This window comes from Stenotrophomonas sp. 89682_Sma, from assembly GCF_056481405.1.
Window position 1 is genome coordinate 15816 of sequence record NZ_CM151147.1, and the last position, 14928, is coordinate 30743.

A 14928-nucleotide genomic window follows, 5' to 3' on the forward strand; every position below is an offset into this window, starting at 1 on the left:
CCGTCGCAGCCATTGAGACGGCTGCGGCGTAATCTGCCGCAATGGGTATCGCGATCAAGGGCCGAGGTTCCACGTCCCACCTTGCCGGGCGCTTTGAAATCACCGTCAGCGAGGCGGTGGACGACGGCTGGGCGGTGGACGAGAGCGAGGAATTGCTCGCCCCGCGCCTGCGCACGGAAGTACGCGCCGAGACTGCACGCAGCATCATCAGCCGCAATACTTCGCCGGACGTCGGCTTCAGCCAATCGGTGAATCCGTACCGCGGTTGTGAGCATGGCTGCTCCTACTGCTTCGCGCGCCCCTCGCATGCCTATCTGAACCTGTCGCCAGGCCTGGACTTCGAGACCAAGCTGTTCGCCAAGACCAATGCGCCGCAGCTGCTGCGCAAGGAGTTGTCGAAGCCGGGCTATGTGCCACAGCCGATCGCGCTGGGCATCAACACCGATGCGTACCAGCCGATCGAGCGCAAGTTCAAGTTGACCCGCCAGCTGATCGAAGTGATGCTGGAAACCAAGCATCCGTTTTCGTTGATCACCAAGAACGCGCTGGTCGAGCGCGATATCGATCTGCTCGCACCGTTGGCGGCGGAGAACCTGGTCAGCGTGCACTTCTCGGTGACCTCGCTGGATCCGCATCTCTCCGCGAAACTGGAACCACGCGCGTCCGCACCCCATGCACGGCTGCGCGCGATGAAGCGCCTGCATGAAGCGGGCATTCCGGTGGGAGTGATGGTGGCGCCGGTGATCCCGTGGATCAACGACAGCGAACTGGAAGCCGTGCTGGAGGCTGCGCACGAAGCCGGTGCCAGCACCGCTGGTTATGTGCTGCTGCGCCTGCCGCTTGAAGTGGCGCCGTTGTTCCGCGACTGGCTGGACACCCATCATCCCGATCGCGCCGCGCATGTGATGAGTACCATCCAGCAGTTGCGCGGCGGCAAGGACTACGACAGCCAGTTCGGCACGCGCATGCGTGGCCAGGGCGTGTATGCCGATCTGTTGAACAACCGCTTCAAGCTGGCGCGAAAGCGTCTCGGCTTCAATGCGCAGAACAGCCATTGGCCGAAGCTGGATTGCAGCCGGTTCCTGAAGCCGTTGCCGCCGCGCAGCGAATCACCGCAGGGAAGTCTGTTCTAGAACGCTGGACCGCTGCCTGACTTACCGGCAACAATCTGCGCTTGGCCGGATGGCCTGCAAGCCAGGGAAGGATGCAGATGGATGACCTACGATCAGCGACGGTGCAATTCCGTTCGCTTGACGATGAATCAGTTCGCCCATGAAGTGGCTATCTGCTTTCAGCTGTGGCGCGTTTCTGTTTGTCTGTGGTGCCGATGCAGAGGCTGCCCGTGCGTTTGTGGTTGAAGACGCTGCCATGCGCGACCCCAGCTGCCTTACGGTCGAGCCGCGCCAGCGGCTCTTTGCCTGTCACCAGATCGTTGCCGGCAACAGCCGTGTGATCGGGCTGAGACGATTCCGTTCGTCGTGGTGGCGCGACCGTTCCACTTTCAGCAAGCTCACGATCCAGCTCCCCGCTGACGCGAAAGCAGGTGACCGGTTCGCTGTCTCCGACGATCGCGTTTGGCTGTTTCATAGCAGTGGATCCAGCGCATTTGCCGGAAAGACGGGCTGCTACGCAGTGCCGATCGCAGGGCAGATTATCGTTGTTTCCGCCGGAGATTCCGGCATCGAGCTCCAGGTCGATGCAACGCTCCGCTCCGCAAGCCCACTGCAATGGCGAGATCAATGTGATGCACCGATCCAGCTATCAGAGCGCCTGAAAGCCTCGCCCCTGCAGATGCAGGGCCTCGATGCATGGACGGGAGCACATGACTCCGACGCATCCCCTTTTGATCAGGCACATCCTGCCAATCGCTCGCGTGACTGAATTCGAATCAGCGGTGTCCACATGATGAAACGCCTGTGTTGCCTTCCGGCCAGCGCTCTCCTTCTAACCCTTGTGACCCTGCAGGTACAGGCCCGCGCCATTCACGAATGCGTCGCCGTTCCGCAGGCATCGACTGCCACTGATATGCCTGCCGGCCTGGATGAGTTCGAGCAACATCTGTGGACGGCAAACACAGGTCAGTTAGTGCGCAAGGGCACTGACACGCTCCTTCTGCTGCGCCTCTTCTCGGAGTCGCCGGGCGTGATCGATTCCCAGCAGTTCACCAAGATCACCGGCAGCCTGAAGGGATACACGCCTTCGTCCGAAGGAATGCCGGAGGTAGTGGATGCGCGGTTGACCAGTGGCGGCGCAGGCCTCGCGCACAAGGGAGACTACTGGCTGTCCGATTCGGCGGATGTCGAACTACACCAGCCGCACAAGGGCGATAGTCGGATCGAAGTCAAAGTGACGGCCGTTGGATGGAACAGCTATCGGAAAGAAGCCCGTTCTTTCCATCTCCAGTTCACCTGTCAACTCAAGGAAATCCCGGTCGAGAAGCTCAGTGCCTGGCAAGGCGGCGACGGCAATCTCTGGCGATCCTTTGGACCCGCCGGATAGCCGAATGGAACAGCCTGCACGCAACCACTTCCGCAACGACTGGCTATGCTGAAAATAGAAATTGATTCCCTGAGGTTCTACTCACGACTGGACGAGGATGCATTCTTCTCCAGGTTGAGTAATACATCGGGCGTGGTGTCTGTTGAGGGCTTTCTCAGAACGATCAACGTCTCTGTTGATCCGTCGGCTGTGGATGAGGACGGTATGAGGGAGCTTATTGCGCTGTTCCAACGCTATGGAATAGACATGCGCCAGCTGCGGGAACTGGAGACGACAGAATTCAGCACATGGATGAGGAACAGATCCGCCTACTGGTTCAAGTCGATGTATCCGGATCAATGAGCGCATGAAATGAAGATCATCTACTGGCTTGGCATCGCGTTCTTGTGGATGCTCCCATTGAACGTTCTGCTGCTGACGGCCGGCAAGCTGATGTCGGGCGACGCGCTTGGAGAAGAAGAGCTCGTTGGCTTCGGTGTGGCGGTGTTCGGCGCTGTGGCGGGCGGGATTCTCTATCGCCGCCGCCCTCGATAGCGTCGAGCACGCTCGACCTTTACCCCCCAAACAACTTCTGCGCACTCTGGAACAGGATCCAGCTGGTGGCGATGAACTTGTCGCCGCCCTGTGGCCGGTTGCCACGATGAGTGTGGGTGAACGCGGTCGGCGCGATCAGCAGGCTGCCGGTGCGTGGTGCGATCTTCCGCCCCTGGAACAGGAACTCGGTCTCGCCCTCTTCGAATTCCTCGTTGAGGTACAGCGTCCACAGCACGTGCCGGTGCAGGGTCTCGGCCTGCGCATCCTTGGGGTACAGCTCGCAGTGCCAGTACGGGTAACCGCCCTCGCCCGCCGCATACCACTGCAGGTTGATGGCGCCCGGGCGCAGGCAGGTGCGGGCCAGGTCGGCCAGCTGCTGCTGCGGCATGTCGGGAAAGTCCTCGGCAGACAGGCGTCGCGGTTGGCCCTTGCTGTCCTGGATCTGCAACATCAGCGGCGCGATCAACGCCTGTGGATAACGGCGTAGATAAGTCAGCAGGCCGTTGAACACCGCGTGCTGCAGCTGATGGTCCACATCCTGCCAGCCATCAAGGCCGCTGATGCGCAGATCCTTGCTGTGCTTGAGTTCCGGGAACACGCCACTGCCCACGGCACCGGGCTGCAGGCCACGCGCCGCCCGCATGCGCTCGACGATCGCCGCGCAGACCTCGCTGGGGACCGCGTTGTGGATGACCTCGATGAAATCGACCGGGCCCTGCTCGTGCATGCGTGCATTCCTTAGGCGGCAACGGCTTGATGGTGCCGTTTGCCGCCCTCGGTGTCACCCCACGGTCATGTCATCGATCTGCCATGACCGTCGTCAGGCAACCGCCAATCAGCCCTGCGCGTCGTCGTGCGCGTGGTGGTAGCGCACGGCTTCGGCCACTTCCTCGCGCGAACCCAGGAACACCGGCACGCGCTGGTGCAGCTGGTCGGGCTGGATGTCGAGGATGCGCTCGCGGCCGGTCCAGGCGGCGCCGCCGGCCTGTTCGACCAGCAGGCCCATCGGGTTGGCCTCGTACATCAGGCGCAGCTTGCCGGCCTTGGACGGATCCTTCTTGTCCCACGGGTAGATGAAGATGCCGCCGCGGGTCAGGATGCGGTGCACGTCGGCGACCATGCTGGCGATCCAGCGCATGTTGAAGTTCTTGCCGCGCGTGCCCTCCTTGCCCGCCAGCAGATCACCGACATAGGCCTGCATCGGTGCTTCCCAGTGGCGCTGGTTGGACATGTTGATCGCGAACTCCTGGGTAGCCGCCGGAATCTGCATGTTCTCGGTGGTCAGCACGAACTCGCCCTTCTCACGGTCCAGGGTGAAGGCGTGGGTGCCATGGCCGACGGTCAGCACCAGCTGGGTGCTGGGCCCGTAGATGCAGTAGCCGGCGGCGATCTGCTTGCTGCCCGGCTGCAGGAAGGCGTCGTCGCCCGGCAGTTCGACATTGGTCGGGCAGCGCAGCACCGAGAAGATGGTGCCGACGGAGACGTTGACGTCGATGTTGGAGCTGCCGTCGAGGGGATCGAACAGCAGCAGGAAGTCACCGCGCGGGTAGATGTCCGGCACCGGCTGGCTGTGGTCCATTTCCTCCGAGGCGCACGCGGCGAGGTGGCCACCCCAGGCGTTCGCTTCAAGCAGGATCTCGTTGCTGATGACGTCCAGCTTCTTCTGCGCCTCGCCCTGCACGTTACCGGTACCGGCATCGCCCAGCACGCCACCGAGGGCGCCCTTGCTGACGGCGATGGAGATGCTGGTGCAGGCGCGGGCGACGACCGCGATCAGCTGGCGCAGGTCGGCGTTGATGCGGCCGGCGTGCTGTTCCTGGATCAGGAAGCGGGTCAACGAAGTACGGGACATGTGCGGGCAGGTCTCGGCAGCGGGAAAACGCCTATTGTCGCCCGTATGGCGGGGCCGTGCGTGAGCGCGGGATGGCGTAATCGTTTCCAGATGCGTTGCACTCGTGGCGCCCTCTCTTCATGTAGGCGCAGCGAGAGGGGCACCGTGGCCAGGACACGCCGTAAACCCATCCCTGGGGGCTCGATCAGCGCATCCATGCGCCTCACGGTCCTGGCCACGGTGCCCCTCTCACTGCGCTTCCTGGTTCGCCGCGAGCGCGGTGGGAATGGCAATGACAAGAGCAAGAGCAAAAAACAAAGGCGCCTTTCGGCGCCTTTGTTTTCAAGCGTGTGCCGCGTTGCATCAGCCCTTGGCGACGGTGGCCACGGCCTTGGCGACGTATTCCAGGTTGTTCTGGTTCAGCGCGGCAACGCAGATGCGGCCGGTGCCGACGGCGTAGATGCCGAACTCGTCGCGCAGACGCTCGACCTGCTCGCGGCTCAGGCCGGAGTAGGAGAACATGCCGGCCTGTTCGTTGATGAAACCGAACTGCGGTGCACCGGCAGCGGCCAGCTTCTCGACCAGGCCCTGGCGCAGGGCGTGGATGCGCTCGCGCATCTCGGTCAGCTCCTGCTCCCACATCGCACGCAGTTCCGGGTTGGTCAGCACGCCGGCCACCAGCGCAGCACCGTGGGTGGACGGGCTGGAGTAGATGGTGCGGATCACGCGCTTGACCTGCGACTGCACCGCCTTGGCGTCAGCGGCGGTCGGTGCCACCATCGACAGCGCACCCACGCGCTCGCCGTACAGCGAGAACGACTTGGAGTACGAGTTGGCGACGATGAAGCTGTCGATGCCGGCTTCGGCGATGATGCGCACGGCGGCGCCGTCCTGCTCAATGCCCTTGTCGAAGCCCTGGTAGGCCATGTCGATGAAGGGGAACAGCTGCTTGTCCTTCAGCAGCTGCGCGACCTGCTTCCACTGGGTGACCGTGAGGTCGGCACCGGTGGGGTTGTGGCAGCAGGCATGCAGCAGCACCACGGTGCCGGCTTCCAGCTTGCCCAGGTCGGCCAGCATGCCGTCGAAATCGACGCCATGGGTGTTCGGGTCGAAGTAGGTGTAATCCAGCACGTCGAAACCGGCGGCGCTGAACACCGCACGGTGGTTTTCCCAGCTCGGGTTGCTCAGCGCAACGGTGGCGTGCGGCAGCAGCTTCTTCAGCACGTCGGCGCCGACGCGCAGCGCACCGCTGCCACCAACGGTCTGTGCGGTGGTGACGCGGCCGGCGGCCAGCAGCGGCGAGTCCTTGCCGAACACCAGCTCACGCGTGGCCTGCGTGTACGCCGGCAGGCCATCGATCGGCAGGTAGCCGCGCGGTTTGGCTTCAGCGGCGAGCTGCTGCTCGATCTGCTTGACGGCGCGCAGCAGCGGAATGCGGCCGCTCTCGTCGTAGTAGATGCCCACACCCAGGTTGACCTTGGTCGGGCGGCTGTCGGCGTTGTACGCCTCGGTCAGGCCCAGGATCGGGTCGCCTGGGACCAGTTCCACGTTTGCAAAGAAGGACACGGCGGTACTCGTTCGGTAGACGGAAAGGGGGAGGAATTGCGCCACGCGGTCTGCGGCTTTTCGGCCGGAAACAGCCCATCGTAACAAAGCCTGCCGGGGCTGGCCGCCGCCATCGTCATCCGCGGCCCCGTACCATGGCGTGCGTTGCCGCCCGATCCATCAATCTGAATCATGAATCCTGCCGCACGACGCCGTTGCCTGCCGCTGTCCGCCCTGCTGCTGTCGCCCTGGGCGGCGGTGGCCGAGCCTGCGCCCACCGCCCTGCCCGCCGTGCAGGTGCAGGCCGCACGCGTGCCCGGCATCGACCCGTTCGCCTTGCCCGCGAGCCTGGACACGGTCTGGATCGATGCCAGCCGGCCCGGGACCGGCGTGCAGCTGTCCGAGGCGCTGGCCGGGGTGCCGGGCCTGCTCGCGCGAGACCGGCAGAACTTCGCGCAGGATACCCAGCTGTCGATCCGTGGCTTCGGCGCACGCTCGACCTTCGGGGTGCGCGGGGTGCGGGTATTGATCGACGGAGTGCCCGCGACCATGCCCGATGGGCAGGGCCAGCTGTCGCATGCCAGCCTGTTGGGCGCCGAACGCATCGAGGTGCTGCGCGGGCCGTTCTCGGCGCTGTACGGCAATTCCTCCGGAGGCGTGCTGCAGGTCTGGAGCGCGCAGGGCCAGGCCGGCGACCCGTGGCGGTTGCGCGTGAATGCCGGCGCCGACAACACGCTCAGTGTCGGTGCGCAGCTGAAGGGTGCCGGCCAAGTGCCGGACTACAACATCGCCGCCAATCACTTCCGTACCGATGGCTGGCGCGATCACAGCCGTGCGCGCCGCGAATCGCTCAACGCACGCATCGGTGGAGAGCTGGGCGGTGGGCGGCTGGAGCTGCTGCTCAATGCGCTTGACGCCCCCGATGCGCAGGATCCGCTGGGCCTGACCCGTGCCCAAGTGGCGGCTGATCCGCGCCAGGCCACGGCAGTCGCGCACCAGTACAACACCCGCAAATCGGTGCGCCAGCAGCAGGCTGGCCTGCGCTGGACGCGGGAGACCGGGGCACAGCGCTGGCAATTGATGGGCTATGCCGGCCAGCGCGCGGTACGCCAGTACCTGCCGATTCCGCCGGCACCCCAGACCAACAGCCCGCTGCATGCCGGCGGCGTGATCGATCTGCAGGGCGGCTATGGCGGGCTGGACGCGCGCTGGGGCTGGCACGGCGACCTCGCCGGTCGGCCGCTGGATCTGGTGGCCGGGCTCAGCGCCGACCGCCAGCGCCAGCATCGGAGCGGCTACGAGAACTTCATCGGCAGCACGCTGGGCGTACGTGGGCGCCTGCGGAGAGACCAGATCGACACCGTGCAGAACGTCGATCAGTTCGCGCAGGCGTGGTGGCAGTGGAATCCACGCTGGTCATTGCTGGCTGGCGTGCGTCACAGCACCGTGCGCTTCGAATCGAATGACCGCTACATCGTCGGCGCCAACCCCGACGACAGTGGCCACCGCCGCTACCAGGCGATCACGCCGGTGGCAGGCGTCAGCTTCGAGCCCAGCCCGCAGTGGCGGCTGCACGCGGCCGTGGGGCGTGGTTTCGAGACCCCCACCTTCAACGAACTGGGCTATCGCGCCGACGGCCAAGCCGGGCTGGCACTGGATCTGGCCGCCGCGCGCAGCCGCTCCATCGAGGTTGGCAGCAAGTGGTACGCACAGGATGGCAACCAACTCGATATCAGCCTGTTCCGCGCAGATACCGACGACGAGCTGGCCGTTGCCAGCAATATCGGCGGACGCAGCACCTACCGCAACATTGGCCGCACCCGCCGCCAGGGGCTGGAGCTGCAGTACCGACAGCCGCTGGCCGAGCACCTGGAACTGCAGCTGGCGTGGACCTGGCTGCAGGCGCAGGTGCGCTCGCCGTACCTGACCTCGAACACCCTGGTCGCTGCAGGCAGCCGCCTGCCCGGCGTGCCGCGCCAGCAGGCCTTCGCCCGGCTGCAGTGGAGCCCTGCCGATTGGCAGTGGGCGCTGGAGGCAACGGCCAGCAGCGATACCGTGGTCAATGACGTGGCCACCGAGCGCGCGCCGGGCTACGCCCTGCTGCACCTGGAAGCCGGCCGTCGATGGACGCTGCCGGGCGGCGAGCTGCGCGCCTTCGCCCGGCTGGAGAACGTGCTGGACCAGACCTACATCGGCTCGGTGATCGTCAATGACGGCAATGGTCGCTTCTACGAGCCGGGACCGGGACGGCGAGCCAACGTCGGCCTGCAATGGTCGTGGCGTTGAGTTGGTAGTGCCGGCCGCTGGCCGGCATCGCTCTGTGTAGGGCAGCCCAGGCGTTGCCGGCCAGCGGCCGGCACTACCGGTCAGTCGGGGGCCTTGGCTGGCACGAACGGTGAGGTCGGGTCGCTGGCCGGGAAGGTCTCTTCCAGCGCCTCGTCCTGGTTGTCGCTGGCGCGCTGCTTGCGTTCACGGCGCTTGAGCGGGCTTTCCTGGCCGCCGCGATGGCGGTCACCGCCGTCCTTGCGGTCCTGGGCCGCCTGTTCAGCCTCGTGCTTCACCGGCAGGTGGTCGTGCTCGGCATCGAAGAACGGCGCGCCGGTGCCGCGGTAGTCGGCGTTGTCGGTATCGCGCTTGCCGCGCTGCTCGCCGGGAATGGGCGGGTGGTTCTCCCGCAGCGGGTCTCGCGAGGTCTCTCGGCTCATGGTCTGGTACCTGCCCTTGGGGGGATTCCACTACACCGCCCCGCAGGTAAAGCCGTTGCGAACCTGGCGTCATGAACATCTCGCTCACCCCCCGGTAACGGCACCGCGCGTATTCCTGCCCACCCGCCCCCGCTGCAGGAGCCGGCCATGCCCCGTCTTGAACGACCCGCACCGTCCGTGTTCAACGCCCTGCTCGATCCGCTCGGCCAGCGCAGCGCGCAGCGCCGTACGCGTCGCCATGAAGACCCCCAGGCGGTGGCGCAGGACTACCTGCAGTACATGCTCAGCGACTACGAGGAGCGCCGCGGGCAGAGCCACCGCAACTGGCGCGACCTGTGCCCGGTGTATGCCTTCGCGTTGACCACGCATGCCGCGGATTGGCCACGCGGTGATGCCGCCGATACCTGCGAGGAACTGGCCGAGCACTGGGAACAGATGCGCGGGCAGTCACGCTTGGGCTGGTCGCAGGCGCGGCCGGTGGTGGAAGACGCCTGGCGCGCGCTGGACCATATTCCGGCGGCGGCGGTGAGGCCGTTGCTGCAGTAGTGCCGGCCGCTGGCCGGCAACCCCAGGAAACTTCAGGCCGCGAGCTCTGCCGGCCAGCGGCCGGCACTACCGCATCTGCGTAGAACCCACGTGCACGGTATCGACACGGGTGGTTTACACCGCCCATCCGAAGCTGGATGCCCTGCCCCGCCAAAGGTACGCCCATGGCCCGCCCGATCTGGACCGGCACGCTGTCGTTTGGCCTGCTCAACGTGCCGGTGTCGCTGATGTCCGGCGAACGCAAGGTCGACCTGCAGTTCCGCATGCTCGATTCCCGCGATCGCAAACCGATCCGTTTCGAACGGGTCAACGCCGACACCGGCGAGGAGGTGCCCTGGAAGGACATCGTCAAAGCCTATGAGTACGACAAGGGCAGTTATGTCGTGCTGGAGGAAGGTGATATCCGCTCGGCCGCGCCTGAAAGCCACGAAGCGGTGGAGGTGGAATCATTCGTGGATGCGGCGCAGATCGACCCGCGCTATTACGAGAAACCGTATCTGCTGGTGCCCGGCAAGAAGGCCGAGAAAGGCTATGTGCTGCTGCGCGAAACGTTGCGCAGCACCGGCAAGGTGGGCATCGCGCGGGTGGTGGTGCGTACGCGCGAATACCTGTGTGCGGTGATGCCGCATGAGGACGCGCTGGTGCTGATGATCCTGCGCTATCCGCAGGAACTGGTGGATCCCGAGGACTACAAGCTGCCCACCGGAAAACTGTCCGACTACCGCATCACCAGCAAGGAAACGGCGATGGCCGAGCAGTTGATCGAGTCGATGGCCGGCGACTGGGATCCGTCGCAGTACCACGATGAATTCCGCGAGCGCCTGCAGCAGGTGTTGAACAAGCGCATCAAATCCAAGGGCGGCACCACGCGGGTGGACGATGAGCCGGCACCGCGCGAGGACGCCAGTACCAATGTGGTCGACTTCATGGCGCTGCTGCAGAAGAGCCTGGATGCGAACAAGCGAACGCCAGCGAAGAAGGCCGCAACGCGCAAAGCAGCCGCCAAGTCGCCAGTGAAGAAGGCCGCAAAGAAGACAACGAAGAAGGCTGCAAAGAAGACCGCACCCCGACGCAAGGCGGGGTGAGCCATGTCGTTGCACCAGTATCGGCGCAAACGCCGGCTTGGCGGTGGCGCCGGGCAGACAACGGAGCCCGACGACACGCCCGCACCGGGCGACCCGAAGCGGCGGCCGACCTTTGTCATCCAGCTGCACCATGCCAGCTCGCGTCACTATGACTTCCGCCTGGAAATGGACGGCGTACTGAAGAGCTGGGCGGTGCCCAAGGGGCCTTCCCTGCGCGTCGGTGAAAAGCGGCTGGCCGTGGAAGTGGAAGACCATCCGTTGTCCTACGCCGGTTTCGAGGGAGACATTCCTGAAGGTCACTATGGTGCGGGCCACGTGGAAGTCTTCGATCACGGCACCTGGGCCTGTGAAGGCGATCCACTGCAGGCACTGGCGGCGGGCAAGATCGACTTCGTGCTGCATGGACAACGCCTGGCCGGTGGCTGGAAGCTGGTGCGGACCGCGATGAAAGGACGCCAGGTGCAGTGGCTGTTGATCAAGCGCGGTGACGGGGAAGCGCGCGACGCGGAGGCGGATGACCTGCTGACGGCACCGATGCCGAAACGAACACCTGCGGCGAAGAAGCGTTCCGCGGACAAGACGGCGCGCGCTGCACCCGTCGCACGCACGACCACACGCAAGGCCGATGTGCGCTGGCATGCACGCGCGCTGCAACTGCACGGCGCACGTGACGCACCCTACCCGCATGCATTCAAACCGCAGTTGACCGATCATCGCGACAGTGCGCCGGACGGCGACCGCTGGCTTCACGAAATCAAGTGGGATGGCTATCGCCTGCTGGCTGATCTGCACTATGGCGAGGTCAGGCTGCGCTCCCGCAATGGTCTGGATTGGACCGATGATTTTCCCGAAGTGGTGCAGGCCGTGCAGGCGCTGCCGGTGCGCGATGCACGTCTGGACGGCGAACTGGTGGTGCTGGACAAGGAAGGACGCAGTGACTTCGCAGCGTTGCAGCGGGTGATCGACGGCAGTTCAAAACAACCGCTGCGCTACATCGTGTTCGATCTTCCGGGTGTGGCCGGCGTGGACATCAGTCGTGCATCGCTGGTGGAGCGCAAGGCGCTGCTGAAGGCCCTCATCGGGCCAATGCCCGGCACCCTGGCCTTCAGCGAGCACGTGATCGACCATGGCCCGCAGGTGTTCGACGCCAGTGGCAAGGCCGGATTCGAAGGCATCGTCAGCAAGCAGGTGGATGCCCCGTACGTGAATACCCGCGCGCGCAGCTGGGTGAAGGTGAAGCACGAAGACACCGACGAGTTCCTGATCGTCGGCTACACGGCACCCAAGGGTTCCCGGGTGGGGTTCGGCTCGCTGCTGCTGGCGACGCCGGAGAAGGGCGGATTGCGCTATGTGGGCCGCGTTGGCACCGGCTTCGACGACGAAAGCCTGCGCACGCTGCTCAAGGCACTGCAGCCGTTGGCAGTGAAGACGCCCGTGCTGCAGCTGCCGGCGCATGTGCCGTTCCGCGCTGCCAGCGTACGCTGGGTGAAGCCGGTGGCGGTTGCCGAGGTGGCCTTCCGTGGCTGGGGCAAGGAAGGCCTGCTGCGCCAGGCCAGTTTCAAGCGACTGCGCAGCGACAAGCAGAAGGAGGACCTGGGAATGAGCACCGCGCATGCCGAAACCGGAGGCGAGGTCCAGATCACTCATCCGGAGCGGGTGGTGTTTCCAAAGCAGAAACTGCGCAAGGGTGACGTGGCCGACTACTACCAGCGCATGGCGCGCTGGATCCTGCCCGAAATCGCCGGACGTCCACTGTCACTGCTGCGCTGCCCGGAGGGCGTGGGCAAGGCCTGCTTCTTCCAGAAGCACCATGGCCCCGGCCTGGGGGACGCGGTACATGCGGTACCCCTGCAGCAGAAGAGCGGCCGCGAGGACTACGTCTACGTCGACGATGCGCGGGGCCTGCTGCAGCTGGTGCAGATGAACACGCTGGAGCTGCATCCGTGGGGCGCGACCGTGGCCGATCCCGAGCATCCAGACCGCCTCGTGTTCGATCTCGATCCCGGCGAAGGGGTGAACTGGGCACAGGTGAAGGCCGCTGCGCGCGATGTCCGTGACCGCCTGCAGCAGGTGGGCCTGCAGAGCTTCGTGCGGCTGTCCGGTGGCAAAGGCGTGCACGTGGTGGTGCCGCTCCAGCCCAAGGCCGGATGGGACGAGGCGAAGGCGTTCTGCGAGGCGTTCGCGCAGGCAATGGCGCTGGAGCAGCCTGATCGCTACGTGGCGACGATGAGCAAGGCCAAGCGCAGCGGCGTGATCTTCATTGACTGGCTGCGCAACACACGCGGTGCGACCAGCGTGTGTTCGTGGTCGCTGCGCGCGCGCGATGCTGCCGGCGTGGCGGTGCCGCTGCGCTGGGAAGAGCTTGCACGCGTCAGTGCGGCCGACGCGTTTCCGATGGCCAAGGCACTGGCGCGCGCGAAGCGGCTGAAGGGTGACCCATGGCAGGGCATCGCGCGGTTGAAGCAGACGCTGCCGTCGCTGAAGCGGTAGTGCCGGCCGCTGGCCGGCAACTGCAGGATGGCGGAGGTTGCCGGCCAGCGGCCGGCACTACCTGCATACGTTCAGCGCGGATCCCGCGAGGGGCGGCGGCCGAACCACCAGCCCACCAGCAGCTGCAGCGGCAGCGATGCAAGCAGCGAAATGACGAACCAGAGCGGGAAATCCGCGCCTGCGGTCCACATCGCGTATCCGCAGCCCAGTGCGATCAGCGACCAGATCGAGAAGCCGTGCGAACGCGGCCAGCAGGGCGCGTAGTAGGTGGCGAAGGCGATGCCTGCGATGCCGCCGAGCACGCTGAAGGCCAGATCCCAGCCCAGCTGCATGCTGTTGTTGTCCGGTGACAGGCCCAGCAGCGGCGGCAGCCAGCTGGCGACGCTGCTGACCAGGGCAAGCGACAGCACGCCGCCGATCAGGGCGACGATGGACAGGAACAGGGTCTTGAGCAGGCCAGGCATGCGCGCATTGTACGGCTGCCACGGAGTGCCCGGGTTGCCGGCCAGCGGCCGGCACTACCGATGGATCGGCATGGCCGCCGTGCCCGTGGGAGAGGGGTACGGAGCAGCGGCGGCCATGCACAGGCGGTCAGGCGGCGAAGTCGATCACCACGCGGCCTTCGATGGTGCCCGCGTGCATCCGCGCGAACACATCGTTGATGTTTTCCAGGCGGTCGGTGCTGACCGTGGCCGCGACCTTGCCTTCGGCGGCGAACTGCAGCGATTCCTGCAGATCCAGCCGGGTGCCGACGATCGAGCCGCGTACGGTGATGCCGTTGAGCACCATGCCGAAGATGTCCAGCGGGAAATTGCCCGGCGGCAGGCCGTTGAGCGACACGGTGCCGCCACGGCGGACCATGCCCAGCGCCTGCTCGAATGCCTTCGGTGAAACCGCGGTGACCAGGGCGCCGTGCGCGCCGCCGATTTCCTTCTTCAGGAACGCGGCCGGATCGGTGGTGCGTGCGTTGACGGTGACCTGCGCACCGAGCTGCCGCGCCAGCGCCAGCTTGCTGTCGTCCACGTCCACCGCGGCCACGTTCAAGCCCATCGCGCGGGCGTACTGCACCGCCATGTGGCCCAGGCCGCCGATGCCGGAGATCGCCACCCAGTCACCGGGCTTGGTGTCGGTGACCTTCAGGCCCTTGTAGACGGTCACGCCGGCGCACAGCACCGGCGCGATCTCGACGAAGCCCACTTCCTTCGGAAGCAGGCCGACATAGTTGGCATCGGCCAGTGCGTACTCGGCGAAGCCGCCGTTGACCGAGTAGCCGGTATTGCGCTGCGTTTCGCACAGCGTTTCCCAGCCGCCCAGGCAGTGTTCGCAATGGCCACACGCCGAGTACAACCAGGGGATGCCGACCCTGTCGCCTTCCTTGACGTGCCCTACCCCGCCTCCCACGGCCACGACGTGCCCCACGCCCTCGTGGCCGGGGATGAATGGCGGGTTCGGTTTCACCGGCCAGTCGCCCTCGGCGGCGTGCAGGTCGGTGTGGCAGACGCCACAGGCCTCGATCCTGACCAGCACCTCGCCCGCCCCCGGGCGCGGTACCGAGACTTCCTCGATGACCAGTGGCTTGCCGAACTCGCGTACGACGGCGGTCTTCATGGTGGATTGCATGTTCGGATCTCCGCAGTGCGCTTGCCCACAGAATGACGCCGGCTCGAGGCCGGCGCTTTGATCACGATCAAAC

At 65.6% G+C, this 14928-nt stretch carries 15 protein-coding genes; 9 read left to right on the forward strand and 6 right to left on the reverse strand.

Annotation, left to right across the window (positions count from 1 at the left end):
• Positions 1–41 precede the first annotated feature (41 nt).
• The 5 genes from ACZK29_RS00075 (at position 42) to ACZK29_RS00095 (ending at position 3033) form a co-directional block, all read left to right on the forward strand.
• Complete coding sequence (locus ACZK29_RS00075) at positions 42–1133, forward strand: PA0069 family radical SAM protein (RefSeq protein WP_478446506.1); 1092 nt, start codon at positions 42–44, stop codon at positions 1131–1133.
• Between the two features lie 139 nt (positions 1134–1272).
• Positions 1273–1881 (forward strand): hypothetical protein, encoded by a 609-nt coding sequence (locus ACZK29_RS00080; RefSeq protein WP_146268034.1) that lies wholly within the window; start codon positions 1273–1275, stop codon positions 1879–1881.
• A gap of 21 nt (positions 1882–1902) precedes the next feature.
• Entirely contained in the window at positions 1903–2499 is a 597-nt protein-coding gene (locus tag ACZK29_RS00085; protein ID WP_239504006.1) for a hypothetical protein, read from the forward strand.
• Positions 2500–2544: 45 nt separating this feature from the next.
• Entirely contained in the window at positions 2545–2841 is a 297-nt protein-coding gene (locus ACZK29_RS00090; protein ID WP_111203933.1) for a hypothetical protein, read from the forward strand.
• 9 nt (positions 2842–2850) lie between these two features.
• Complete coding sequence (locus tag ACZK29_RS00095; protein ID WP_239504005.1) at positions 2851–3033, forward strand: hypothetical protein; 183 nt, start codon at positions 2851–2853, stop codon at positions 3031–3033.
• Positions 3034–3052: 19 nt separating this feature from the next.
• Here ACZK29_RS00095 and ACZK29_RS00100 read toward each other — a convergent pair whose 3' ends face one another.
• From ACZK29_RS00100 to ACZK29_RS00110, 3 genes are all read right to left on the reverse strand, one after another.
• The gene (locus ACZK29_RS00100; RefSeq protein ID WP_164147033.1) at positions 3053–3760 is read right to left on the reverse strand and encodes a 2OG-Fe(II) oxygenase; all 708 of its coding nucleotides are present in this window, start codon (positions 3758–3760) and stop codon (positions 3053–3055) included.
• Between the two features lie 108 nt (positions 3761–3868).
• A complete protein-coding gene (locus ACZK29_RS00105) occupies positions 3869–4885 on the reverse strand; it encodes a class 1 fructose-bisphosphatase (protein WP_049402951.1) in 1017 nt (338 codons plus the stop codon).
• 342 nt (positions 4886–5227) lie between these two features.
• A complete protein-coding gene (locus ACZK29_RS00110; RefSeq protein ID WP_111203935.1) occupies positions 5228–6430 on the reverse strand; it encodes an amino acid aminotransferase in 1203 nt (400 codons plus the stop codon).
• A gap of 171 nt (positions 6431–6601) precedes the next feature.
• Here ACZK29_RS00110 and ACZK29_RS00115 point away from each other — a divergent pair, with 171 nt between their 5' ends.
• Entirely contained in the window at positions 6602–8695 is a 2094-nt protein-coding gene (locus ACZK29_RS00115) for a TonB-dependent receptor family protein (protein WP_111203936.1), read from the forward strand.
• Positions 8696–8775: 80 nt separating this feature from the next.
• Here the strand turns inward: ACZK29_RS00115 and ACZK29_RS00120 are convergent, their stop codons facing one another.
• Complete coding sequence (locus tag ACZK29_RS00120) at positions 8776–9114, reverse strand: hypothetical protein (protein ID WP_111203937.1); 339 nt, start codon at positions 9112–9114, stop codon at positions 8776–8778.
• Positions 9115–9261: 147 nt separating this feature from the next.
• Here ACZK29_RS00120 and ACZK29_RS00125 point away from each other — a divergent pair, with 147 nt between their 5' ends.
• The 3 genes from ACZK29_RS00125 (at position 9262) to ligD (ending at position 13235) form a co-directional block, all read left to right on the forward strand.
• A complete protein-coding gene (locus ACZK29_RS00125; RefSeq protein ID WP_012478657.1) occupies positions 9262–9660 on the forward strand; it encodes a hypothetical protein in 399 nt (132 codons plus the stop codon).
• A gap of 164 nt (positions 9661–9824) precedes the next feature.
• Complete coding sequence (gene ku, locus ACZK29_RS00130; RefSeq protein ID WP_005411774.1) at positions 9825–10745, forward strand: non-homologous end joining protein Ku; 921 nt, start codon at positions 9825–9827, stop codon at positions 10743–10745.
• 3 nt (positions 10746–10748) lie between these two features.
• Positions 10749–13235, forward strand: a complete 2487-nt coding sequence (gene ligD, locus ACZK29_RS00135; protein ID WP_111203938.1) for a DNA ligase D — start codon at positions 10749–10751, stop codon at positions 13233–13235.
• A gap of 71 nt (positions 13236–13306) precedes the next feature.
• Here ligD and ACZK29_RS00140 read toward each other — a convergent pair whose 3' ends face one another.
• Both ACZK29_RS00140 and adhP read right to left on the reverse strand, forming a co-directional pair.
• A complete protein-coding gene (locus tag ACZK29_RS00140) occupies positions 13307–13699 on the reverse strand; it encodes a hypothetical protein (RefSeq protein WP_049402959.1) in 393 nt (130 codons plus the stop codon).
• Positions 13700–13826: 127 nt separating this feature from the next.
• Positions 13827–14855: an alcohol dehydrogenase AdhP gene (adhP, locus tag ACZK29_RS00145; protein ID WP_478446507.1), complete on the reverse strand. Its 1029-nt coding sequence runs from the start codon at positions 14853–14855 to the stop codon at positions 13827–13829.
• Positions 14856–14928 lie beyond the last annotated feature (73 nt).

What these genes read in the sequence shown, in the direction of transcription:
- ACZK29_RS00075 (WP_478446506.1), top strand. Translation starts at nt 42, where the DNA reads ATGGGTATCGCGATCAAGGGCCGAGGTTCCACGTCCCACCTTGCCGGG.
- ACZK29_RS00080 (WP_146268034.1), top strand. Translation starts at nt 1,273, where the DNA reads ATGAAGTGGCTATCTGCTTTCAGCTGTGGCGCGTTTCTGTTTGTCTGT.
- ACZK29_RS00085 (WP_239504006.1), top strand. Translation starts at nt 1,903, where the DNA reads ATGATGAAACGCCTGTGTTGCCTTCCGGCCAGCGCTCTCCTTCTAACC.
- ACZK29_RS00090 (WP_111203933.1), top strand. Translation starts at nt 2,545, where the DNA reads ATGCTGAAAATAGAAATTGATTCCCTGAGGTTCTACTCACGACTGGAC.
- ACZK29_RS00095 (WP_239504005.1), top strand. Translation starts at nt 2,851, where the DNA reads ATGAAGATCATCTACTGGCTTGGCATCGCGTTCTTGTGGATGCTCCCA.
- ACZK29_RS00100 (WP_164147033.1), bottom strand. Translation starts at nt 3,760, where the DNA reads ATGCACGAGCAGGGCCCGGTCGATTTCATCGAGGTCATCCACAACGCG.
- ACZK29_RS00105 (WP_049402951.1), bottom strand. Translation starts at nt 4,885, where the DNA reads ATGTCCCGTACTTCGTTGACCCGCTTCCTGATCCAGGAACAGCACGCC.
- ACZK29_RS00115 (WP_111203936.1), top strand. Translation starts at nt 6,602, where the DNA reads ATGAATCCTGCCGCACGACGCCGTTGCCTGCCGCTGTCCGCCCTGCTG.
- ACZK29_RS00120 (WP_111203937.1), bottom strand. Translation starts at nt 9,114, where the DNA reads ATGAGCCGAGAGACCTCGCGAGACCCGCTGCGGGAGAACCACCCGCCC.
- ACZK29_RS00125 (WP_012478657.1), top strand. Translation starts at nt 9,262, where the DNA reads ATGCCCCGTCTTGAACGACCCGCACCGTCCGTGTTCAACGCCCTGCTC.
- ku (WP_005411774.1), top strand. Translation starts at nt 9,825, where the DNA reads ATGGCCCGCCCGATCTGGACCGGCACGCTGTCGTTTGGCCTGCTCAAC.
- ligD (WP_111203938.1), top strand. Translation starts at nt 10,749, where the DNA reads ATGTCGTTGCACCAGTATCGGCGCAAACGCCGGCTTGGCGGTGGCGCC.
- ACZK29_RS00140 (WP_049402959.1), bottom strand. Translation starts at nt 13,699, where the DNA reads ATGCCTGGCCTGCTCAAGACCCTGTTCCTGTCCATCGTCGCCCTGATC.
- adhP (WP_478446507.1), bottom strand. Translation starts at nt 14,855, where the DNA reads ATGCAATCCACCATGAAGACCGCCGTCGTACGCGAGTTCGGCAAGCCA.